This is a genomic window from Polaromonas sp. P1_F4, assembly GCF_056405675.1.
In genome coordinates this window covers 76,602-100,043 of the sequence record NZ_JBFUBP010000015.1, presented here as the reverse complement: position 1 = coordinate 100,043, position 23,442 = coordinate 76,602, and the positions used below count along the sequence as shown (strand labels likewise).

The 23,442-nt window shown below is 62.1% G+C and carries 18 protein-coding genes; 15 read left to right on the top strand and 3 right to left on the bottom strand.

Features of this window, described 5'->3' with window-relative positions; all coding sequences use genetic code 11:
* The coding region (locus AC1DYQ_RS21850; protein WP_477685834.1) for a winged helix-turn-helix transcriptional regulator at positions 1 to 141 on the bottom strand (141 nt) is incomplete at its 3' end.
* Between the two features lie 44 nt (positions 142 to 185).
* Between AC1DYQ_RS21850 and AC1DYQ_RS21845 the strand changes: the two genes are divergently transcribed.
* Positions 186 to 1,418 (top strand): S8 family serine peptidase, encoded by a 1,233-nt coding sequence (locus AC1DYQ_RS21845; RefSeq protein WP_477688558.1) that lies wholly within the window; start codon positions 186 to 188, stop codon positions 1,416 to 1,418.
* Between the two features lie 19 nt (positions 1,419 to 1,437).
* Here the strand turns inward: AC1DYQ_RS21845 and AC1DYQ_RS21840 are convergent, their stop codons facing one another.
* Positions 1,438 to 2,472, bottom strand: coding sequence for an AraC family transcriptional regulator (locus AC1DYQ_RS21840; protein ID WP_477688557.1), 1,035 nt, complete (start codon positions 2,470 to 2,472; stop codon positions 1,438 to 1,440).
* 181 nt (positions 2,473 to 2,653) lie between these two features.
* Here AC1DYQ_RS21840 and AC1DYQ_RS21835 point away from each other — a divergent pair, with 181 nt between their 5' ends.
* The 12 genes from AC1DYQ_RS21835 (at position 2,654) to AC1DYQ_RS21780 (ending at position 14,520) form a co-directional block, all read left to right on the top strand.
* Complete coding sequence (locus AC1DYQ_RS21835) at positions 2,654 to 4,276, top strand: carboxyl transferase domain-containing protein (protein WP_477688556.1); 1,623 nt, start codon at positions 2,654 to 2,656, stop codon at positions 4,274 to 4,276.
* Positions 4,277 to 4,307: 31 nt separating this feature from the next.
* Positions 4,308 to 5,099, top strand: a complete 792-nt coding sequence (locus AC1DYQ_RS21830) for an enoyl-CoA hydratase/isomerase family protein (protein WP_477688555.1) — start codon at positions 4,308 to 4,310, stop codon at positions 5,097 to 5,099.
* A gap of 4 nt (positions 5,100 to 5,103) precedes the next feature.
* A complete protein-coding gene (locus AC1DYQ_RS21825; RefSeq protein WP_477688554.1) occupies positions 5,104 to 5,772 on the top strand; it encodes a DUF4126 domain-containing protein in 669 nt (222 codons plus the stop codon).
* 110 nt (positions 5,773 to 5,882) lie between these two features.
* Positions 5,883 to 7,874 carry an ATP-binding protein gene (locus AC1DYQ_RS21820; RefSeq protein ID WP_477688553.1) on the top strand — a complete coding sequence of 664 codons (1,992 nt, stop codon included), beginning with the start codon at positions 5,883 to 5,885 and terminating at the stop codon, positions 7,872 to 7,874.
* Between the two features lie 37 nt (positions 7,875 to 7,911).
* Positions 7,912 to 8,841 (top strand): 2-hydroxyacid dehydrogenase, encoded by a 930-nt coding sequence (locus tag AC1DYQ_RS21815; RefSeq protein WP_477688552.1) that lies wholly within the window; start codon positions 7,912 to 7,914, stop codon positions 8,839 to 8,841.
* Between the two features lie 36 nt (positions 8,842 to 8,877).
* Positions 8,878 to 9,336, top strand: a complete 459-nt coding sequence (locus AC1DYQ_RS21810; protein WP_477688551.1) for a DUF3592 domain-containing protein — start codon at positions 8,878 to 8,880, stop codon at positions 9,334 to 9,336.
* 25 nt (positions 9,337 to 9,361) lie between these two features.
* Positions 9,362 to 10,282, top strand: a complete 921-nt coding sequence (locus AC1DYQ_RS21805; protein WP_477688550.1) for a hydroxymethylglutaryl-CoA lyase — start codon at positions 9,362 to 9,364, stop codon at positions 10,280 to 10,282.
* A 16-nt stretch (positions 10,283 to 10,298) separates the two neighbouring features.
* Complete coding sequence (locus AC1DYQ_RS21800; RefSeq protein ID WP_477688549.1) at positions 10,299 to 11,036, top strand: YbaK/EbsC family protein; 738 nt, start codon at positions 10,299 to 10,301, stop codon at positions 11,034 to 11,036.
* Between the two features lie 47 nt (positions 11,037 to 11,083).
* The gene (locus tag AC1DYQ_RS21795) at positions 11,084 to 11,734 is read left to right on the top strand and encodes a 2-hydroxychromene-2-carboxylate isomerase (protein WP_477688559.1); all 651 of its coding nucleotides are present in this window, start codon (positions 11,084 to 11,086) and stop codon (positions 11,732 to 11,734) included.
* Between the two features lie 192 nt (positions 11,735 to 11,926).
* On the top strand, positions 11,927 to 13,585 hold the full coding sequence (locus AC1DYQ_RS21790) for an MFS transporter (RefSeq protein ID WP_477688548.1): 1,659 nt from the start codon (positions 11,927 to 11,929) through the stop codon (positions 13,583 to 13,585).
* Between the two features lie 121 nt (positions 13,586 to 13,706).
* Positions 13,707 to 13,865, top strand: a complete 159-nt coding sequence (locus tag AC1DYQ_RS21785; RefSeq protein ID WP_477688547.1) for a hypothetical protein — start codon at positions 13,707 to 13,709, stop codon at positions 13,863 to 13,865.
* 190 nt (positions 13,866 to 14,055) lie between these two features.
* Positions 14,056 to 14,520, top strand: coding sequence for a hypothetical protein (locus AC1DYQ_RS21780; protein ID WP_457282875.1), 465 nt, complete (start codon positions 14,056 to 14,058; stop codon positions 14,518 to 14,520).
* A 276-nt stretch (positions 14,521 to 14,796) separates the two neighbouring features.
* Here AC1DYQ_RS21780 and AC1DYQ_RS21775 read toward each other — a convergent pair whose 3' ends face one another.
* Entirely contained in the window at positions 14,797 to 15,909 is a 1,113-nt protein-coding gene (locus tag AC1DYQ_RS21775; protein WP_477688546.1) for an ABC transporter substrate-binding protein, read from the bottom strand.
* 199 nt (positions 15,910 to 16,108) lie between these two features.
* Here AC1DYQ_RS21775 and uvrA point away from each other — a divergent pair, with 199 nt between their 5' ends.
* The gene (uvrA, locus tag AC1DYQ_RS21770) at positions 16,109 to 21,979 is read left to right on the top strand and encodes an excinuclease ABC subunit UvrA (RefSeq protein WP_477688545.1); all 5,871 of its coding nucleotides are present in this window, start codon (positions 16,109 to 16,111) and stop codon (positions 21,977 to 21,979) included.
* A 382-nt stretch (positions 21,980 to 22,361) separates the two neighbouring features.
* Positions 22,362 to 23,333, top strand: coding sequence for a Bug family tripartite tricarboxylate transporter substrate binding protein (locus tag AC1DYQ_RS21765; RefSeq protein ID WP_477688544.1), 972 nt, complete (start codon positions 22,362 to 22,364; stop codon positions 23,331 to 23,333).
* Positions 23,334 to 23,442: the final 109 nt, after the last annotated feature.

Genomic DNA, 23,442 nt, shown 5'->3' with positions numbered 1-23,442 from the left:
CTTAGGCTCGCTCTCCTCTGATCGCAGGTGCTTCTTCACGGTGTTGCGAGCCAGGCCTGTACGCCTTGAGATCTCGCGGATGGACATCTGATCCCGCAATGCCCAACGTCTGATGACATTCAATGTCGCCACGTCTATCACTCCTAATTTCCCCCTGCTTTTAAAACAAGCAGAGTAGTGCCTACGTGGGTCAGTTTTGGATGGAAATTACTGCGCTAAGTGGATCAGATTTCGACGGAATTCAACAGTGGACCGCTTTTGAAGCTGCGGTCCCCGAAGAAAGAGAGAAAGCGGTGCTTTCCGCAATGCATGCTAACAAGGCCTATCGAACGCTACTTTCACCAGCAGAATCGCTGAATTCCCTTACCGTTGGAGCAGCACACGCGGACTCGCTTGTGGTTAGACAGCAGAACCACCATGCGATTGATCCTTTTGTTCGGGACGCACTGCCCAATCTTAGTTCTGCGCTCGGGTTGGGACATAGGCGAATTGTTAAGCCAGACATTCTGATGAACGGCGGACGTGAATTGGTTCAGATGAGGAGCACAAATCCGCATCTCCACATAGCGCCGGTGATGCTGACCCAGCGTGCATTCGGTCTTCTGGCTGCCGCCCCGGACCCGGTAGGTGCGAATCTCTCGAAAACCGCGCATACCTTCGGTACTAGTGCAGCAACAGCATTGGCAACTCGCGCAGCACATCAAATCCTCGATGCTCTGGTATTTGATGAATCTGCGGCCTTGCCTGACGCTCCTTCAGAATTTCACGGATTACTCGCAAAGACATTGCTGGTCCATGGTGCATCTTGGGGGACAAGTGGAGATTTGCTTGAGCCAATATTTGGGCCATCGGACACTCGGAAATACAACGAGAGAAAGGACAATGTCACGCGTCATCTCGGCTATGGTCCAGTAGATGTTCCAAGAACTCTGGAGTGCGCGCGCAACCGCGCGACGCTAATCGGATATGGAGAACTTGTGCCGGGCTACGCACGGCTTTACCGAGTCCCTCTCCCAAAGACTCTGAATGGCGCGCTAGATTTTCGAGCTGTTACCTTCACCATGGCATGGTTCTCGCCGGTCAATCCTCGTCATCAGGGCTACCGGGTTGCGGCCTTGGATATCACTCCAGGGGGTGATCCAAGCTACTCGTTGGCGCTGGGGCGAACGCCAGGTCAACCGAGCTTCGCCACGACAAAGCGGGGAAGCGTGCTTCATGAGCGAAGAGAAGGAGATAGGGCAGCGCCTTATGTGGACGGGGGTGACTTACTCATTCGAGTTTCATGTCGATCCGCAGCTGGAGAGTATGTTGAACCTGTTCCATACGCAATCGCGATATCTATTGAGGTTGGAGCGCAGTCTGCAATTGATGTGTATGACGAGGTCCGAGCTGAAATTGATGCAAGAGTGCGTGCGTGATGTCATCGTTCCGATTAGGTTAGATGAGCGTTTGTCGGAAGGCCGTAGGCGGGATCCCTGCCCACTCTTTGAACGCCCGAATAAAACTCTTCTCATTCCGAAACCCCGAAGCCTCGGCCACTTGCTTGATGGGCTTTGAGGTTCTCAGCAACAACTCCTTCGCCTTCTCAAACCGCACCTCATCCTTAAGCTGCTGCAGCGAAGCGCCTTCTTCCTGAAGCTGCCGGTGCAATGAGCGCGCAGACATATTGAGTGCCGCCGCCAAAGTCTCCGCATTGTGCGAAGCCACCGCCGGGTTCGCCAGCGCCTGCCGTACCTGCTCTACCAGCAACCTGTCGCGCCGGTACTGCAACACCGTCAACGGCAAAGCGCGCTGCAGCATTTGCTGCAAGGCCTTTTCATCACGCCGCAGTGGCAAGGCCAGGTAGCGCGCATCAAACCGTATCTCGGCCTGCGCTGCATTGAACTGCAGCAGCGGCCCGGGGAACATCAGCCCATAGGCCTCTACATGCGACGGCGCGGCAAACGGAAAGCGTGCGCCCTGCAGCGGAATGCGTGAATCCACATACCAGCAGGCCAGGCCGTGGATGTTGCGCAGCACGTGGACCAAAGCAAACTCACCGACCTGGCCGGGCTCTTTCTCCTCAACCGTAATGGCTGCGGTATCGCCGGATGTGGTGACACGCAGGGTGATGTCGCCGGCAATCAGGGCATGGTGTCGGCACCAGCGTTTGAGGGCCACGCCCAGGTTGGGTGAGCTGATGGAGGCGCGGGCCAGCATGCCGTAGCTGCCCCAGGGCAGTTTGCGGCTGAAGGCGCCCAGGCCTTCGTCGTCCAGTTCCTGCATGGCGGCGCCTGACAACAGCTCCATCTGGCGTGCGGTGATGTGGGCGTTGGCTTGCTTGAGTTGCGTTGGCGTGATCTGTGCCAGTTTCAGGGCTTCTTCCGGGCTTTGGTTGTAGCGTTTGTAGGCGGCTGCAATGCTTCTGGAAAAGGCCATGGGGGTGGCGGCTTTGGGTGGGGTGGTGGGCTTGGCGGGTGCTTTGGTGGGCATGGCGGCAATTTTCCGCTCAGGTGGCAGGATTTGCAACCTCGTTGGCTGTATGGATGGGGCGGGTTTTCGCTAAGCTGGCTCTTTAGCGCTAATCTGGCGCTAAGGTAGGGCCCACGCGCCCGAAGGTCTGGCGCAGGCCAGCCCCGTTTCAGCGCCTTTCACCCGTATTTCAGGAATTGCCATGCCCGCTCTGGAGACAAAACTCAACGCCCGCTCTGCCGACTTTCAGGCCAATGCCGCCGCCATGCAGGCGCAGGTAGACGACCTGAACGCGCAAGTCGCCAAGGCCGCCCTGGGCGGCGGCGAGGCCACGCGGGCGCGGCATGTGTCGCGTGGCAAGCTGCTGCCACGAGACCGCGTGCAGATGCTGCTGGACCCGGGCACGCCTTTCCTCGAGCTCGGCCCGCTGGCCGCCAAAGACATGTACCCCGATAGGGACGGCACCGACAGCGCACCCTGCGCCGGCGTCATCACCGGCATTGGCCGCGTCAATGGGGTCGACTGCATGATCGTGTGCAACGACGCCACGGTGAAAGGCGGCACCTACTACCCGATGACGGTGAAAAAGCATTTGCGCGCGCAGGAAGTGGCAATGCAAAACAACCTCACCTGCATCTACCTGGTTGACTCAGGCGGCGCCAACCTGCCGAATCAGGACGACGTGTTTCCGGACCGCGACCACTTTGGCCGCATCTTTTATAACCAGGCCAACATGAGCGCGCAGGGCATTGCGCAGATTGCCGTGGTCATGGGCAGCTGCACGGCCGGCGGCGCGTATGTGCCGGCCATGAGCGACGAGACCATCATCGTCAAGAACCAGGGCACCATCTTTTTGGGCGGCCCACCGCTGGTGAAGGCGGCCATTGGCGAAATCGTTTCAGCCGAAGACCTGGGTGGTGGCGATGTGCACACGCGGCTTTCGGGCGTGGCCGACCACCTGGCGCAAAACGACGCGCATGCGCTGGCCCTGGCCCGCCAGGCCGTGGCCAGCCTCAACAAAACCAAGCGCTTCGACCAGGCCCTGCGCACGCCCGTGCCGCCGCTCTACAGCCCGCAAGAGCTGCATGGCGTGATTCCGGTCGACCCCAAAAAGCCGTATGACGTGCGCGAGGTGATTGCCCGCATCGTCGACGGCAGCGAATTTCATGAGTTCAAGGCGCGCTTTGGCCCCACGCTGGTCTGCGGCTTTGCGCACATTGAAGGCATGCCCGTGGGCATCATCGCCAACAACGGCATTCTGTTTAGCGAATCGGCCCAGAAGGGCGCGCACTTTATCGAGCTGTGCTGCCAGCGCAAGGTGCCGCTGGTGTTTCTGCAGAACATCACCGGCTTCATGATCGGCCGCAAATACGAAGCAGAAGGCATTGCCCGCCACGGCGCCAAGATGGTGACGGCTGTGGCCACGGCCCAGGTGCCCAAGTTCACGGTAATCATTGGCGGCAGCTACGGCGCCGGCAACTACGGCATGTGCGGCCGGGCGTATTCACCGCGCTTTTTGTGGATGTGGCCGAACGCGCGCATCTGCGTGATGGGCGGCGAACAGGCCGCCGGCGTGCTGGCCACCGTGAAGCGCGACGCGATTGAAGCCAAGGGCGGCACCTGGAGCGCCGAAGAAGAGGCCGCCTTCAAGCAGCCCGTGCTCGACCAGTTTGGCCACCAGTCACACCCGTATTACTCCACAGCGCGCGGCTGGGACGACGGCGTGATTGACCCGGCGGATACGCGGCGTGTGCTGGCGCTGGGCTTGTCGGCCACACTGAACCAGCCGATTCCTGATACGAAGTTCGGCGTGTTCCGCATGTGATCAAAAAAGCCAGCCGGAAAGGACAAATGAGATGAACCATCTGAACATCCAGGTCGAGGCGCTGGTGGCGACCGTCACGCTGAACCGCCCCGACGTGCGCAATGCTTTCAACCAGGAGGTCATTGCCGAGATGACCCAGGCTTTTGTCGAGCTGGGCATGCACGACGAAGTGCGATGCGTTGTGCTGGCGGCCAATGGCCCGGCCTTTTGCGCAGGCGCCGACCTGAACTGGATGCGCAGCATGGCCGACTACACCCATGCGCAAAACCTGGAAGACGCGGGCCGCCTGGCGACCATGCTGCAGGCTGTTTATGAATGCCCCAAGCCGGTGGTTGCCCGCATACAGGGCGACGTGTATGCCGGTGGTATCGGTCTGGTGGCAGCCTGCGACATGGCTGTGTCAGTGGACACGGCGGGGTATTGCCTCAGCGAGGTGAAGCTGGGCCTGATACCCGCCACCATCAGCCCGTATGTGATTCGCGCGATGGGCGCGCGGGCGGCGCATCGCTATTTCCTCACGGCCGAGCGTTTTGATGCGGCCGAGGCCTTGCGCATTGGTTTTGTTCATGAGGTGGTGACGGCCGAGGCGCTGGACGCCAAGGTGGCCGAGCTCGTGAAGGCACTTGTCAATTCAGGGCCTGAGGCCGTGAAGCTGTGCAAGCAACTGGTGCAGGACGTGGGCGGCCAGCCCATCACGCCGGAGCTGGTGCAGATGACGGTGGAAAGCATTGCCGACGTGCGCGTGAGCCCCGAAGGGCGTGAGGGCGTTCAATCCTTCCTGCAAAAACGCAAGCCCTCGTGGCTGCCTTCAAAACCCGAATGACGCCATGAACACGCTGGACACCGCACAACTGATTGCTCTCGCCGGTGCATTGGGCTGGGCCAGTGGCGTGCGCCTGTACCTTGTCGTGCTGTTGACCGGTCTGGCCGGCTTTATGGGCTGGGTAGAGCTTCCGCAGGGCCTGCACCTGCTGTCCAACCCGGTGGTGCTGGGCATCAGTGGCTTCATGGTGTTCATTGAATTTTTTGCCGACAAGATTCCGGGGCTGGATTCGTTGTGGGATGTGGTGCACGGCGTGATCCGCATCCCTGCGGGTGCGGCGCTGGCCGCCGCCGTGTTTGGCGCAGACAACGGCCTCGGCGCATTGGTAGCAGCCCTGCTGGGCGGCACGCTGGCCGCTACCAGCTTTGCGGCCAAGGCCACGACGCGCGCAGCCATCAACACATCGCCCGAGCCCTTCAGCAACATCGGCGCCTCGCTGGTGGAAGACTCGCTGGTGCCGGCCGGCCTGTGGCTGGCGATTGCGCACCCGCTGGTGTTTGTGGTGGTGCTGGCTTTGGTGCTGGCGCTCAGCATCTGGCTGATCCGCGTTTGCTGGCGGTTCCTGCGTCAGCTGTTTATCCGCGTGGCTCGCATTTTCAGCGGCAGGCCGGACCCCGGCACCGCTTCCGCTTTCACCTTGAAGTCTCCTTTCTCAAAGAACGACCATGTTTAAAAAGATCCTTATCGCAAATCGCGGTGACCAGCGGCAAAGCCGCGCAGCAGCGAAGCTAAATTGCATGGCACGCGAAGCGTGCGCAGGGTATTTCACCGCGAAAGTTAACCATGTTTAAAAAGATACTCATTGCCAATCGCGGTGAAATAGCCTGCCGAGTGGCTGCTACTGCCAGGCGCATGGCCATCCAGTCTGTTGCGGTTTATTCCGATGCCGACGCGGGCGCCAAGCATGTCGGCTTTTGCGACGAGGCGGTGCACATCGGCGGCAGCGCGCCCAAAGACAGTTACCTGCGTTGGGAGCGCATCATTGAAGCCGCCAGGGCCACGGGCGCCGAGGCGATTCACCCGGGTTACGGCTTCCTGAGCGAGAACGAGGAATTTGCGCAGGCCTGTGCCGACGCAGGGCTGGTCTTTATTGGCCCACCGGCCTCGGCCATCAAGGCCATGGGCCTGAAGGCCGAGTCCAAGCAGCTGATGGAAAAAGCCGGCGTGCCGCTGGTGCCCGGCTACCACGGCAGCGACCAGGACCCGGCGCTGCTCAAACGCGAGGCCGACCGTATTGGCTACCCGGTGCTGATCAAGGCCAGCGCGGGCGGCGGCGGCAAGGGCATGCGCGCGGTCGACAAGACGGAAGACTTCGATGCGGCTTTGGCCTCATGCAAACGCGAGGCCATCAACAGCTTTGGCGACGATGCGGTGCTGGTGGAAAAATACGCCCAGCGCCCGCGCCACATAGAGATCCAGGTGTTTGGCGACACGCATGGCAATTACGTTTACCTGTTTGAGCGCGATTGCTCGGTGCAGCGCCGCCACCAGAAAGTGCTGGAAGAGGCGCCGGCGCCCGGCATGACGGAAGCCATGCGCAAGCAGATGGGTGAGGCCGCCGTGGCGGCGGCGCGTGCCGTGAATTATGTGGGCGCGGGCACGGTGGAGTTCATCGTCGAGCAGCGAGCCGACGGCAGCATGAATTTCTTCTTTATGGAAATGAATACGCGTCTGCAGGTCGAACACCCCGTGACGGAAGCGATCACCGGCCTGGACCTGGTGGAGTGGCAACTGCGCGTGGCCTCAGGCGAAAAACTGCCGCTGGCGCAAGATCAACTGCGAATCCACGGCCATGCCATCGAAGCGCGTATCTGTGCCGAAACACCCGACAACAACTTCTTGCCCGCCACCGGCACGCTGCACGTCTACAAGAAGCCGGCGCACACGGCATTTGAAAGAGGACAGGTCCGGGTGGATGACGGCGTGCGTGAAGGCGACGCGATTTCGCCTTATTACGACTCCATGGTGGCCAAGCTCATCGTGCATGGCGCCACGCGCGAAGAAGCGCTGGCCCGGCTGGACGATGCGCTGGCGCAGACCCGCATCGTGGGTCTGAGCACCAATGTGCAGTTCTTGCGCTATGTGGTGCGCAGCCCGTCGTTTGCCAAAGCCAACCTCGACACCGCGCTGATCCAGCGCGAAGAAGCTGTGCTCTTCAGGCAGGAGCCGGTGGGGCTGGCCATGGCGGGTGCGGCGGCGGTGGCCAAAGCACTGCTGGATGAGCGGGCCATGGAAGGCGCAGACCCTTTCAGCCGCCGCGACGGCTGGCGCTCGCATGGTGTGATGGAGCGCCGCTTTGAGTTTGAATTTCACGGCGAACCCGCCAAGGCAACGCTTGCCTATCTGCACGACGGTGCGCTGCGTCTGACGATTGACGAGGCATCGGGCCCGCTGGTATTTGCCGAAACCGCCCAGGGAATTGACGTGCAGTTTGCCGGCCAGCGCATGACGGCCGCCGTGTATGCCCAGGGCGAGCTGGACCATGTGTTCACCGCGAAAGGCGCCACGCAAATCCTTTCCATCGACCTGCTGGCGCATGCGGGCGAAGCGCAGGCCGAAGGCGGCCGCCTCACGGCGCCCATGCCGGGCAAGGTGGTGTCGTTTGCTGTCAAGGCGGGCGACAAGGTGAGCAAAGGCCAGCCACTGGCGGTGATGGAAGCCATGAAGATGGAGCACACCATTGCCGCGCCGGCCGATGGCGTGGTGCAGGAGCTGCTGTATGCACCGGGCGACCAGGTGAGCGAAGGCTCGGAATTGTTGAAAATAGCCGTTTGATTTTTACTTTGCCTTGATTCAAACGGGATTCTTTTCAATGCGCATCAGTTTTTGCTGTTCCGATATCAAACCCCAGCCTTGGGTAGACGGCCTGAAGGCCGAGTTTCCCGATGCGCAGGTGGAGTTGTGGTCCGCCGGCGCGGCGCCGGCCGACTACGCGGTGGTCTGGGCGCCGCCCCAGCAGTTCTTTGACGAGCAGCCAAAGCTCAAGGGCATCTTCAACATTGGCGCCGGTGTCGATGCGCTGATGAAGCTGCGGCTACCGGCAGGTGTTCCGGTGGTGCGGCTGGACGACGCCGGCATGTCCGTGCAGATGGCCGAGTTTGTGTGCCATGCGGTGATTCGCCATTTTCGCGAGCTCGATGGCTATGAGGCCGATATTGCCGAAGGCAAATGGTCGTACCGCAAGCCGCGGCTGCGCACCGACTATCCCATTGGCGTGATGGGCCTGGGCGTGCTGGGCGAGCGCGTCGGCCGCGCGCTGGCCCAGTTTGACTTTCCGGTCAATGGGTGGAGCCGGTCGCCCAAGACGATTGAGGGGGTGCGGTGCTTCTCAGGCGAAGTGGGCGGGCAGGATTTTCAGGAGTTCCTGGCGGCTAGCCGCATCCTGGTGTGCCTGCTGCCGCTGACGTCTGAAACGCGGGGCATCATGAACCTGGACACCCTGTCGCAGTTGCGGCCCGGCGGCTATGTCATCAACGTGGCGCGCGGCAGCCACCTGGTCGATGGCGACCTGATCACGCTGATCGACAACGGCCACCTGGCGGGCGCCACGCTGGATGTATTCCATGTTGAACCGCTGCCGGCAGATCACCCTTTCTGGAAACACCCGAAAGTCACGGTAACCCCGCACACCTCGGCCCGCACGCTGCGTGAGGAAAGCATTGCCCAGATTGCGGGCAAGGTGCGTGCCGTCGAACGCGGGGAGCGGGTTGCTGGTATTGTTGATCCACTGCGTGGCTATTGAAGCGGCTGTTGAAGCGCAGGCCCCGGAGTTTCATTGATGCCATCGTCCACATCTCACCGCCTGCTCAGTGTTTTGGGCTGGCTGTTGCTGGTGCCCAGCGGGCTGACAGCCCTGGGGGCTCTCTGGCTGCTGGCCTCAAGCCTGGGTCTTGGCAGCGACACCCGCACGGTAGCCGGGCGGGTGGTGGGACATGAAGCGTCCCGCCTGAAGCTCAGCACGGGCCAGAAAAGCATTGTCGAATTTTCCGCGCACGATGGCCGTACCCTGCGTGTGGCCGACCCCTTGGTGCGCCAGGGCGGCGCCATTCACAAAGTCGGTGAAACCGTGAAGGTGCGTTACCCGGCGGAAGACCCGGTGCAGGCCCAGATTGTGGGGTCGGTGCTGGTGCAGGGCTTTATCGGTGGGGTTCTGTTGTTGTTCAGTGCGCTGGGTGTGCTGGCCGGCTGGCTGCTTTTGTGGTTGCGCCCGCGCAGCGCGGCACCTGCGGCCGCCTGACCTTGAAATCGAATACGGAAAAACCATGTCCTTGCCCTCCAAAGTCAAAATTGTCGATGTCGGCCCGCGCGACGGCTTGCAAAATGAAAAAGCCCAGGTGCCTGCCGCCGTAAAGATCGAGCTGGTGCACCGCCTGCAGGACGCGGGCCTGACCGAGATCGAAGTCACGAGTTATGTGTCGCCCAAGTGGGTGCCGCAGATGGCCGACAACGCCGAGGTGATGGCGGGCATCAAACGCAAGCCGGGTGTGCGCTATTCGGTGCTGACGCCCAACATGAGAGGCTTTGAAGCCGCGATTGCGCCGCCGCGCGAGCTGTGGCCCGACGAGATCGTGGTGTTCGGCGCGGCCAGCGAGGCTTTCAGCCAGAAGAACATCAACTGCTCGATTGCCGAAAGCATTGAGCGCTTTCGCCCCGTGGTCGAGGCCGCGCGTGAAAAAGGCATTTATGTGCGGGGCGCGATGTCCTGCACCGTGGGGTGTCCTTATGAAGGCGACATTGCGCCTGAACGTGTGGACATGCTCGCCGGCCTGATGAAGGGCATAGGCGTGCAGCATGTGGGTGTGGCCGACACGATTGGCGTGGGCACGCCGCTCAAGGTGCAGCGTGCCATGGAGGCGACGCTCAAACATTTCGACATCAACGATGTCTCCGGGCATTTTCACGATACCTACGGCCAGGCGCTGGGCAATACGCTGATGGCATTGCAGATGGGCGTATGGCAATACGACACCTCATCGGCCGGCCTGGGCGGCTGCCCGTTTGCCAAGGGCGCGACGGGCAATGTGGCGACCGAAGATGTCGTATACATGCTGCATGGCATGGGCATTGAGACGGGCATTGACCTGGACAAGCTCATTGATGCGGGAAAATTCATCAGCGATTTTCTGGGGCGCAAGCCGAACTCCCGCGCGGCAACCGCGCTTCTTAACAAACGAATGAATTGACATGTGTGGCGCTGAATTGAAATCGTTACCGGAAGGCGTGCAGCGGGTTGCCGCAGTGCTGCTGGACAGCGGCCACCTGCATGCACCCGTCATGCTCGACGATGCCGCGCGCACCGCGCAGCAGGCGGCCGATGCATTGGGTGTGCAGGTGGGCCAGATTGCCAAGAGCATTATTTTTCGCCGCAAGTCCGACGATGCCGCCGTGCTGGTGGTGACGTCCGGCGACCAGCGGGTCGATGAAAAAAAGGTCGAGGCCATGGTGTGTATCGACGGCAAGCGCCTGGCACGGGCCGATGCGGAGTTTGTGAAGGCGCGCACGGGGTTCTCCATAGGCGGTGTGTCGCCGCTGGCGCATGCCACGCCCTCCGTGACGCTGATTGACCGCTCGCTGTTCCGCTTTGAAACCGTGTGGGCCGCCGCGGGCCACCCGCATGCGGTGTTCCAGCTGTCGCCGCAGGAGCTTGAGCTGCTGACGGGCGCGCCGGTGGCGGACTTTGCGGTGAATGTGGACGAAGACAAACTGGCACGCAAGCATGCGATCGAACTGGTGTCCCTGCGCGCGGCCACACTCGACGATGAGCCCGACGTCCCGTCGCCCTGCATTTCCGTGTGCCGCATGAACGCAGCGTCGGGCCTGTGCGAAGGCTGCTTTCGCACGCGCGATGAAATCGCGCAGTGGAGCGGCGCTGACGATGCCGGCAAGCGCCATATCTGGACATCCATCGGGCAGCGCATGACTGCGATGCAGCCATGACCGGCGAGAACACGACGATGAAGCCGGCAGCCGGTGATGCGCCCGCGATCAAGCACATCACATGCTACTTCGACGTCATTTCGCCTTATGCCTTTTTGGCTTTTGAGCGCCTTCCCGAAGCGCTGAAGGGTGTGAGCTACAGCGTGGCGTACACGCCGGTGCTGTTCGCGGGCATGCTCAAGCACTATGGCCAGCTGGGCCCTGCGGAGATCGCCCCCAAACGCGACTGGACCTACCGGCAGGTGCTGTGGCTGGCACACAGCCTGGGTATCGCGATGAAGATGCCGGCCAGCCATCCCTTCAACCCCTTGCCTTTGCTGCGCCTGGCTGTGGCCTGCGGCCCCGAGGGGCAGGGCGGCACGCCCAACCGCTATGCGTGCGAAACCATCTTTCGCCATGTCTGGGGCGAAGGCGGTGAAGCCGGCGATGCGGCCCGTTACGAAGCGTTGGTCAAGCAGCTCGCGCCTGCGCGCGATGTACAGGACGAGGGCGTGAAGGCGCAGCTTAAAAGCAATACGGAAGCGGCGATTGCCAAGGGCGTTTTTGGTGTACCGGCGTTTGAAGTCGACGGCAAAATTTTCTGGGGCCTGGATGCGTTGCCGATGCTGCGCGAGTACCTGCTCGGCAGTCCCTGGTTTGAGGGTGATGGCTGGAATGCCGTGTGTAAGGTTGCGACGGGCATTCGACGCGGGGCCTAAGAAGGTTTTAAGCGTTTTCCCTGAGGTGCTTCGCATGCTGAAAAGTTCTTCAAGGGTTTCCCCTTGACTTGTCAGCCACGCATAAGTTTCGTGAAAGCTCCTGTTAGTTTCACGTCAGAGCTAGGTCAGCCACAACCAAAATAATGAAGGTAGCTTCCATACCGGAAGTCTCATTATTTTGGAGACAACATCATGGCAACAGCCGTCGACAACAGGCCGATGACAGCCGAGCAGAAGAAGGTGATTTTCGCCTCCTCGCTCGGCACCGTATTTGAGTGGTATGACTTCTACCTCTACGGTTCATTGGCAGCCATCATTGCCAAGCAGTTCTTCAGCGGACTGGACTCGGGCTCTGCCTTCATCTTTGCGCTGCTCGCTTTTGCAGCCGGCTTCATCGTGCGCCCCTTCGGCGCGCTGGTGTTCGGCCGCCTGGGCGACATGATCGGCCGCAAGTACACCTTCCTGGTCACCATCGTGATCATGGGCCTGTCGACCTTCATCGTCGGCCTCTTGCCCAACTACGCATCCATCGGTGTCGCCGCCCCGGTGATCCTGATTGCCCTGCGCATGCTGCAAGGCCTGGCGCTCGGCGGTGAATACGGTGGTGCAGCTGTCTATGTGGCCGAGCACTCGCCACAGGGCAAGCGCGGCGCCTACACCTCCTGGATCCAGACCACAGCCACGCTGGGCCTGTTCCTGAGCCTGCTGGTCATCCTGGGTGTGCGTACCGCCATGGGCGAAGTCGCATTCGCCGACTGGGGCTGGCGCATTCCGTTCATCGTGTCCATCCTGCTGCTGGCCGTGTCGGTCTACATTCGGTTGTCGATGAACGAATCTCCTGCCTTCCAGAAAATGAAGGCTGAGGGCAAGACCTCCAAGGCACCGTTGTCCGAGTCTTTCGGCCAGTGGAAAAACCTGAAGATCGTGATCCTGGCGCTGATCGGCCTGACCGCCGGCCAGGCTGTGGTGTGGTATTCCGGCCAGTTCTACGCGCTGTTCTTCCTGACGCAGGCGCTCAAGGTCGACGGCCCCACGGCCAACATCCTGGTGGCTTATTCGCTGATCCTGGGTACGCCTTTCTTCGTGATTTTCGGAACGCTGTCCGACAAGATCGGCCGCAAGCCCATCATCATGGCCGGCTGCCTGCTGGCTGTGGTCACCTACTTCCCCGTGTTCACTGCGCTGACCAAAGCCGCCAACCCTGACCTGGCCGCGGCACAAGCCAAGAACAAGGTGGTTGTGACCGCCGACCCGAAAGAGTGCTCGTTCCAGTTCAACCCGACCGGCACCGTCAAGTTCACCAGCTCCTGCGATATCGCCAAGCAGGTGCTGGCAGGCGCTTCGGTGAGCTATGACAACGTCGCCGCACCCGCCGGCACCGTGGCCACCATCAAGATCGGCGAAACCGCCATCCCCAGCTACAACGCCAAGGGCCTGAGCGCCGACGACGCCAAGAAGAAGGACGCCGAGTTCAAGAAAGCGGTCGCGGACGACCTGAAGGCTGCCGGCTACCCGAGCAAGGCTGATCCAGCCAAGGTCGACAAGGTCATGGTCACGGTCATCCTGTTCTATCTGGTGCTGCTGGTCACCATGGTGTACGGCCCGATCGCCGCCATGCTGGTGGAGCTGTTCCCGACGCGCATCCGCTACACCTCCATGAGCCTGCCGTACCACATCGGTAACGGCTGGTTCGGTGGCTTGCTTCCCACCACGGCTTTTGCCATCGTGGCGCAGACCGGCAATATGTACAACGGCCTCTGGTACCCGATCATCGTCGCCGCCATGACGCTGGTGGTTGGCACCTTGTTCATCAAGGAAACCAAGGACGTGGATATTTACGCCAACGACTGATGGGTATTTGCGCCGGTGCGGGCCAGGAGCCCGCACCGGTCTTTTCAGGCTGAAAAGCCTTGTGTTTTTTACGGGCCCTCGTCATCCATTTGCCGGGGGCTTTTTTTTGGGAGAAAGAAAGATGTGGAAAATTGTTGTGGGTTTTATCGTGATTGCCGGGCTGGCATTATTTCTGTTGAACAAGGGCGGCGATATTGATCTGAGTGGTGAAAAACATGGTGCTTCGCGGCTGGATGTACCTGTTGTTGCGGCTGCTTTTGGGGTTGGTGCGGGCGGTTGAGTGAAGGGATCAGGCTGGCAGCGCGTGGCGCATTCGCAGGCAGGACAGTGCCGCGACATGCCCGAAATAGGTGCGGCGCAGGTAAAAATGAGGTAAATTGAATTAACAGAGACAAAACAAGCCATTACAGCGTCTCTGAATATCAAGCACCGCATGGTGGCGCCCTCGCGCATTTACTGGAGACCAGCCGATGATTTACACCAAGACGGAAGCCGGCCAGACCGCCGTACAGAACCGAACCGTCGCATTGACCCCCCGGCAGCGCTCTGCCTTCATCATGTTTGACGGCAAACGCAGCATGGCCGATGTGGTCAAGGCCACCTCAGGATTCGGCGTAACCGCAGAAGACATCAACCACCTGATTTCGCTGGGCCTGCTGGCACCGCTGGCAGTGCAGCCGCCTGCCGAGCCAGTCCCTGAGGTGTCGGCGCACAACGCCGACGGCAGTCCCACCCTGAATGCGCAAGAGCATTATTCAAGGGCTTACCCCATCGCCACGCGGCTGACGGCCGCCCTGGGCCTTCGGGGTTTCCGGCTGAACCTTGCGGTGGAAGCCGCAGGCGACATCGACAAGCTCAAGGAGCTGGCACCCAAGATCAAGGAAGCTGTAGGCCCCGAGAAGTTCAAGGAACTTGAGCAGGCGCTGTACGGTTGAGCAAACCCGTACGGCTTGGCGCCGCAGGTGTGCGAATTCTCAAGCAGGGGCCGCGATCCGGCTATGCCGGGCGCAAGGCGCCTGTCCCCCTTGGGGGGAGGTGACGCTACACGAAGTGAGCGTCGGCAGGGGGAATCTTCAAACCTGCATGGCTTGGCCGCGGGTCTGCGAATTCTCAAGCAGGGGCCGCGATCCGGCTATGCCGGGCGCAAGGCGCCTGTCCCCCTGGGGGGAGGTGACGCTACACGAAGTGAGCGTCGGCAGGGGGGGTGCTATTTATCTCTTGAATTTTCCGTCGGTGCCGATGATGGACAGATCGGCAAAATCCAGCCCGGTATGGTCTTCGGGGCTGTAGCTCACTTCCAGCCCGCCGATATCAATCTTGCGCATGCCCTCCAGGGCCGCCTGGAGTTTCTCGCGCGTGGGTTTGGCGCCTGCCCGGCGCAAGCCCTCCACCAAGACCTTTGCAGCAGCAAAACCTTCCAGCATCGCGGGGCTCACGTCGGCTTGCCCCTTGGCCTTGGCCAGCTCCTGTGCCTCCTTCACCATGGGGAAGGCGATGGAGCGCTCATACGGAAACACCTGCGTGACGATCACGCCACGGGCGTTGTCGCCCAGGCTTTTCACAAAGCCGCCCGAGGCATTGTTCGAAAGCGTCACGATCTGCGCCGTGGAGCCGCCCGCGCGGAAGGCCTTGATGCCGTCGACCACGGCCTGCCCTGAGGCCACCATGATGACGGCCTGCGCGTTGGATTGGTAAACCTTGGGTGCGATCGGCGCGAAGTCGGGTTTGGAGCGGTCGAATTTTTCCAGTACAGCGGGCTGCAGCTTGGCAGTCGTCAGCCCTTTTTGCGCGCCCATCACGCCGTCAGCGCCGAAGCTGTCGTCGGCATACACGATGCCGATACGCGTGATGCCCATGGAATGCAGGTGAGTGACCGCTTTCTCAGCTTCACGCTGGTAGGTGGCGCGTACGTTGAACACATGTTTTTTGACGGGCTGGTGCAGCACCATGGCACCGGTAGAAGGGCCGACCAGCGGCACGCTGTTTTTGTCGAGCAGCGGAATGATGGCTTCGGTATGGGGTGTACCGCGGGTCAGGAACATAGCCAGCACGTTTTGTTCTTCAATCAGCTTGCGTGCGTTTTCGACCGCCAGCTTCGGATCGAATTTGTCGTCGAGCGACACCAGCTCAATCTTTTGCCCGCCCACGCCGCCCTTGGCATTGACGGCGTCGATGTAGAGCTTGGCGCCTTCCGTGGTTTCCTTGACGCCGGCGCCCACGGGGCCGGTGAACCCTGCGGTCTGCCCGACAAGGAGTTGCGCATGGCTGGCCTGGGCCACGGCCACCATCGCGATGGCGGCGCACCATCTGCTGAGTTTTCTCATGTTGTTCACAGTATCTCCATCCGGGTGAAATGATGTATCCATAAGTGAAGCATGAAAGCGCAAAAAATGCGATCAGGAAAACCAGAAGCCGCCCTAATTGACGTAGCTAAAAGTGTGCAAAAAGGATATTAATCCCTACGTCCTGCACAGCCGATTGCCCTGTCTAGAATGTTTGACCTCTTCAGGAAAGACTGCACTCATGTCCCAGGGAATCATCCGCATTCGCGGCGCGCGCCAGCACAACCTCAAAAACCTCGATCTGGATATCCGCACCGGTGAAATGACGGTAGTTACAGGGCCCAGCGGCTCGGGCAAATCCTCCCTGGTCTTTGACACGCTGTTCGCCGAAGGCCAGCGCCGTTATGTGGAAACCTTCTCGGCCTACGCACGGCAGTTCCTGGACCGCATGGACAAGCCGGCCGTCGACAAAGTGGAAGGCGTGCCGCCCGCCATCGCCATCGACCAGACCAACCCGGTGCGCAGCTCGCGCTCCACCGTGGGCACCATGACGGAGTTGAACGACCACCTGAAGCTGCTTTACGCGCGCGCCGCGCAGCTCTTCGACAAGCAGACCGCCCAGAACGTGCGCCACGACACGCCTGAATCGATTTATGCCGAGCTGATGGCGCGCACCAAAGAGGGGGATCCGCGCGTGGTGTTGACCTTTCCGGTTGAGTTGCCCGGCAACACCAGCGCCGAGCAGGTCGAGCAGTGGCTGTCTGTCAGCGGCTTCACGCGCGTGCATGCCCAGCGGGACGTGGCCACGCCGGCCGGTCCGCACAAGCTGCTGGACGTGGTGGCCGACCGTTTTCGCACCCACGCGGTGGAAAAAGCCCGTGTGATGGAAGCCATCGAGACGGCATTGAAGCGTGGCGGGCGACTGAACATCTATGTAAAACACGCAGAGGATGGTCAACCGGATGTGATGTGGCGCTTCTCTACTGGCCTGCATTGCCCCGACAGCGACCTGCGTTATACCAACCCCACGCCTTCGCTGTTCTCTTTCAATTCGGCCATGGGTGCCTGCGAAACCTGCCGCGGCTTTGGCCGCGTCATCGGCGTCGACTACGGCCTGGTGATTCCCAACGACAAGCTCACCCTGCGCGCCGGCGCGATCAAGACCATCCAGACCCCGGCCTGGAAAGAAGCGCAGGACGACCTGCTGCGCCACGCCGAAGCGGCGGGCGTTCCGCGCGACACGCCCTGGTACAAGCTCACGCCCGAGCAGCAGGGCTGGGTCATCAACGGCACACCGGGCTATAAGGACGGCAACTGGAACAAGCAGTGGTACGGCATCAAGCGCTTCTTCGAATACCTTGAAAGCAAGGCCTACAAGATGCATATCCGCGTGCTGCTGTCCAAATACCGCAGCTACACGCAGTGCGAAACCTGCGGCGGCGCGCGCCTCAAGCTCGAGTCTTTGCTCTGGCGCCTCGGTTCCAAAGAAGCCGCAGATGCGGTGCTGCCGCCCAGCCAGCGCTTCATGCCGGTGGGCGTGCACTGGAGCCGTGAACAGCTCGAAGCCCTGCCGGGCCTGGCGTTGCACGACCTGATGCGCCTGCCAATTGACAGGCTGCGGCAGTTCTTCAGCGGCCTCTCACTCGACGTGATGGGCGACGATGCCGAATTGCAGGCGCTCAAGTCGCTGTTCGAAGAAATCCAGACCCGCGTGAAGTACCTCTGCGATGTCGGGATCGGCTACCTCACGCTCGACAGGCAAAGCCGCACGCTCTCGGGCGGGGAAGTGCAGCGCATCAACCTCACCACGGCACTGGGCACCTCGCTCGTCAACACGCTGTTTGTGCTCGACGAGCCTTCCATCGGCCTGCACCCGCGCGACATGAACCGCATCACCCAGGCCATGCACCGCCTGCGTGACGCCGGCAACACGCTGGTGGTGGTCGAGCACGACCCGGCCGTCATGCTGGCAGCCGACCGCCTGATCGACATGGGCCCCGGCCCGGGCGAGAAGGGCGGCCAGATTGTGTTTGACGGCACGCCCGACGACATCAAACATGCCGACACGCTGACCGGCGCCTACCTCGGCTCACGCAAGCAGGTGGGCATGGGCTTCAAGCGCGCGGTGACTGACAACACCCCGCGCCTCATCCTCGAAGGCGCGCGTGACCACAACCTGAAGAACCTGACCGTCGATTTTCCGCTGCAGCGCCTGGTCTGCGTGACCGGCGTCAGCGGCTCGGGCAAGTCCACGCTGATGCAGGACATCCTGGCGCCGGCCTTGCTGCGCCAGTTCGGCAAGGCGACTGAAACGCCAGGCCTGCATGACCGCCTGATGGGCGCCGACCACCTGACCGACGTGGTGTTTGTTGACCAGTCGCCCATCGGCAAGACGGCGCGCTCCAACCCGGCCAGCTATGTGGGGGCGTGGGATGCGGTGCGCGACCTCTTCGCCCTGGCGCCCTTGGCCAAACAGCGCAGCTACACCGCCACCAAGTTCAGCTTCAACAACGGTGACGGGCGCTGCCCGACCTGCGGCGGTTCGGGTTTCGAGCATGTCGAGATGCAATTTTTGAGTGACGTCTACCTGCGCTGCCCCGACTGCGACGGCAAGCGTTACCGCGCCGAGATCCTTGAAGTGACGATTGAGCGCAAGGCGATTGGCGACGTCAAGCCGCGCCTGCTCAATGTCTCTGACGTGCTGGACCTCACGGTGAGCGAGGCGATTGCCCTCTTTGCGCAAGACCGCGAAGTGGTGCGCGCGCTGCAACCGATCGTCGACGTAGGCCTGGAATACGTGAAGCTGGGCCAGCCCGTGCCCACGCTGTCGGGCGGTGAGGCGCAGCGCCTCAAGCTCGCGGGTTTCCTCGCCAATGCCAGCAAAACCACCAGCGCCAGCAAGCAGGCGCTGGCGCTCAGGCAGCCGGGCCGCGGCACGTTGTTTTTGTTCGACGAGCCGACCACCGGCCTGCACTTTGACGACATCGCCAAGCTGATGCGCGCGCTGCGCAAGCTGCTTGAAGCCGGCCATTCGCTGATCGTCATCGAGCACAACCTCGACGTGATCCGCTCGGCCGACTGGCTGATCGACCTCGGCCCCGAAGGCGGGGAGGGCGGTGGCCTGCTGGTGGCCCAGGGTACGCCTGAAGAGGTGCGCCAGCATCCGACTTCACACACTGCGCTGGCGCTGCGCGAATACGAGCAGGCCATGGGCAAGGTGCACGGCGTTGAAGAGTCGCGTCCCAAGGTCTGGGCCACACGGCCGGCGTTTTCCAACCTGATCCAGATCGTCAACGCCAAAGAGAACAACCTCAAGAGCCTGTCGGTCGACATTCCGCGCGGCAAGTTCAATGTGGTGACCGGTGTGTCGGGCTCGGGCAAATCAACGCTGGCGTTTGACATCCTGTTCAACGAAGGGCAGCGGCGGTATCTTGAATCGCTGAACGCCTACGCACGCAGCATCGTGCAGCCGGCCGGCCGGCCTGAAGTGGATGCGGTCTACGGCATTCCCCCCACCGTGGCGATCGAGCAGCGCCTGTCGCGCGGCGGCCGCAAGTCCACCGTGGGTACGACCACCGAGGTCTGGCATTTCCTGCGCCTGCTCTACGTGAAGCTGGGCATCCAGCACTGCACCAAAGACGGCGCAGCCGTGATGCCGCAAAGCCCGGAGAGCATTGCCGCACAGCTGATCAAGACCTACCGCGGCCAGCATATCGGCCTGCTGGCTCCGCTGGTGATTGCCCGCAAGGGCGTCTACACCGAGCTGGCCGACTGGGCGCGCCCACGCGGCTACACGCATCTGCGCATCGACGGCGAATTTTTGCCGACCACGGGCTTTCCGCGCATTGACCGATTCAAGGAACACACGGTCGAATTGCCGATTGCCGATATCCATGTCTCGCCCGACAACGAGGCCGCATTGCGCGCCGCACTGGCAACCGCTCTGGAGCACGGTAAGGGCGTTGTCCATGTGCTGGCCCCGCTCGATGGCCTGCGCGGCGCGATGATGGCTGGCGCCAGCGCCAAAAACATCGGCAAGCTGATCGCTTTCTCAACCAAGCGCGCCTGTCCGATCTGCGCCACCTCGTATGCCGAGCTGGACCCGCGCCTCTTCAGCTACAACAGCAAACACGGCTGGTGCCCCGACTGCGTGGGCACGGGCGTGAAGCTCACCAAAGAGCAGCGCAAGGTGTTTGACGACTCGGTGATGGACGACGACAACAAGGGCCGCGAGCAAAGTTTTGCCGAACCCGAGGTGGAAGACGTGGCCGGCACCGCCTGCCCGACCTGCGAAGGCACGCGGCTCAACGCCAAGGCCCGCGCGGTGAAGTTCGCCAGCGTCGGCATTGCCGACATCGCGGCGCTGTCGGTGACGGACGTGCGGGGTTGGGTTGAAAAACTCGCCCTGCTGGGCCGTGAGGCCGGCATCGCGCGCGACCTGATTCCCGAAATCAAGAGCCGCCTTGAATTCCTCGAAGACGTGGGCCTGGGCTACCTCACGCTGGACCGCGGCGCGCCCACGCTCTCGGGCGGCGAGGCGCAGCGCATCCGTCTGGCGGCGCAACTCGGCTCCAACCTGCAGGGCGTGTGCTATGTGCTGGACGAGCCGACGATTGGCCTGCATCCGCGCGACAACCAGATTTTGCTGAGCGCGCTGGGCAAACTCAGCGACCGCGGCAACACGCTGGTGGTGGTCGAGCACGACGAAGACACGATCCGCCGCGCCGACAACATCATCGACATCGGCCCCGGCGCAGGCAAGCGCGGCGGCACGCTGGTGGCGCAGGGCACGGCGGCGCAGCTGTCGGCGGTGCCGGAATCGCTGACGGGCCGCTACCTGGCGAACCCCTTGATTCACCCGCTGCAGCTGCGGCGCGAAACGCGCAAGGGCGCAGCGCCGGTGGCCGTGGCGAAGGAAGCAGCCGTCGACGTGAACGCCAAACCCGTGAGCAAGCAGAAGGCGGCCACGCTCAAAGCCGCCGCTTTGAAAGCCGCCGCAGCCAGTGCCAGCGCGCTGCACAATGCGGCGCCCGCGGCGGCCGGGCCTTTCACCTCCTGGCTCACCGTGGTCAATGCCGACCTGCACAACCTCAAGGACGTGTCGGTCACCGTGCCGCTGTACCGGCTGGTGGCGGTGACGGGTGTATCGGGTTCGGGCAAATCAACGCTGGCGCGCGACGTGCTGCTGACCAATGTGCACGCGGGTGTCATGCAGCGCTCGACCAAATCTGGGCGCGATGCCGACGACAAGGGCAAGACGCCCGACTGGACCGGCTGCGAACGCATCGAAGGCTATGCGGCGGTAGACCGCGTGCTGGAAGTCGACCAGACGCCCATCGGCAAGACGCCGCGCTCCTGCCCGGCCACCTACATCGGTTTCTGGGACACGATCCGCAAGCTTTTTGCCGACACTCTGGAAGCCCGCGCGCGCGGCTACAGCGCCGGGCGCTTTTCCTTCAACACCGGCGAAGGCCGCTGCCCCACCTGCGAAGGCGCGGGCGTGCGCACCATCGGCATGAGCTTCTTGCCCGACGTGAAGGTGCTGTGCGAAACCTGCCACGGCGCGCGCTTCAACCCCGAAACGCAGGCCGTGACCTGGCGCGGGAAAAACATCGGCGACGTGCTGAAGATGGAAGTGGACGAGGCGGTGGATTTCTTCTCTTCCATGCCCAACATCAGCCACCCGCTGCAGTTGCTGAAAGACGTGGGCCTGGGTTACCTCACCCTGGGCCAGCCTTCGCCGACGCTCTCGGGCGGCGAGGCGCAGCGCATCAAGCTGGTGACCGAGCTGAGCAAGGTGCGCGACGACATCACGCGCCGCGGCCAGAAGGCGCCGCACACGCTGTATGTACTGGATGAACCCACCGTGGGCCTGCACATGGCCGACGTGGAAAAGCTGATCCACGTGCTGCACCGCCTGGTCAACGGCGGGCACAGCGTGGTGGTGATCGAACACGACCTGGACGTGATCGCCGAAGCCGACTGGGTGATCGACCTGGGGCCGGACGGCGGCAACGCAGGTGGGCGCGTGGTGGCTTCGGCACCGCCTGAGGCGGTGGTGAAGCTGGGCACGCACACCGGGAAGGCTTTGCAAAGCGTATTGAACAGATAGTAGATAGCACCCCCGTCGGATTCATAAGCTCACCCCCGTCCAGGCTCACTGCGTGTAGCCTGTTCCCCCTTGCAGGGGGCGGTGAATTAGTTCACCCCGTCGGACGCTCACTTCGTGTAGCGCCTTCCCCCTTCCAGGGGCGGCGCCTGCGGTCTGGCTAAGCCAGTCCCGCGGCCCCCTGCTTGCAGGGGGGCTTATGGTTTGCTATTGAATTGATAGCTGCTTGCGTTCGTCCTGTATGGTTGAAACGCTTAAAACGCTTTAAGATTTGGCTGACGCCGACGTGACAAGCTTTCAGGTGTTGCCCTGATGCAATGGCGGCTTGCTGCACGCATGATATGGGCTTCAAGCCGCCATACTTTCAGGATCAGGAGATACACCGATGCAACGCCGCCCTTTACTGCAGATCACCGCCGCCCTGGCCATTTCCCTCGCCGGCGTGTGGGGTGCGGCCCATGCGCAAAATTTCCCGGTCAAACCGATCAAGCTGATCGTCGCCTTCCCGGCGGGCGGGCCCACCGACATCACCATGCGTTCGCTGGCCGACAACGCCTCGAAGATTCTGGGGCAGACGGTGATCGTTGAGAACAAGCCCGGCGCGGGCGGCACCCTGCCGGCCCAGCAACTGCAAAGCGCGCAGGCTGACGGCTACACGCTGGCGCAAATTCCGCTGGGCGTGTTTCGCCTTGGCTACACCACCAAAATCAACTGGGACCCGGTCAAGGACATCAGCTACGTGATCAATGTGACTGGCTATGCCTTCGGCATCGTGGTGCCTGCCGACAGCCCGTTCAAGACCTGGGCTGACTTTGTCGCCTATGCCAAGGCCAACCCCGGCAAGCTGACCTACGGCTCGACGGGCACGCTGACCAGCCCGCACCTGACGACCGAGCTCATCGCACAGAAGGCCGGCATCGAGCTGCAGCACGTACCCTACAAAGGCAGCGCTGACCTGATGCTGGCACTGGTCAGCGGCCAGCTGATGGCGGGCGCCGACAGCACCGGTTTTGCGCCGCAGGTCGAGGCCGGCAAGCTGCGCGTGCTCAATACCTGGGGCGAGAAGCGGCTCGACAAATTCCCGAACGCGCCCACGCTGAAAGAGCTGGGCTACGACATCGTGCAGAACTCGCCCTTTGGCATAGGCGCACCCAAAGGTACGCCGCGCGAGGTGGTCAAGCGCCTGCACGACGCCTTCAAGAAAGCGATGGAAGAACCGAGCTACGTCGCGGCGCTGGGCCGCTACGACATGCTGCCCAACTACCTGAGCTCCGCGGACTACACGAAGTTTGCGCAAGACACAGTTGGGCGCGAAAAAGTGTTGATAGACAAGCTTGGGTTAGCCAAGCCCAACTGAAATAAGCACACCCCTATCGGGACTCACTGCGTGTAGTCCCTTTTCCCCTTGCAGGGGACGAGGCTTGCGGCCCGGCAAAGCCGGTTCCGCGGCCTCCTGGGCTTCTTCG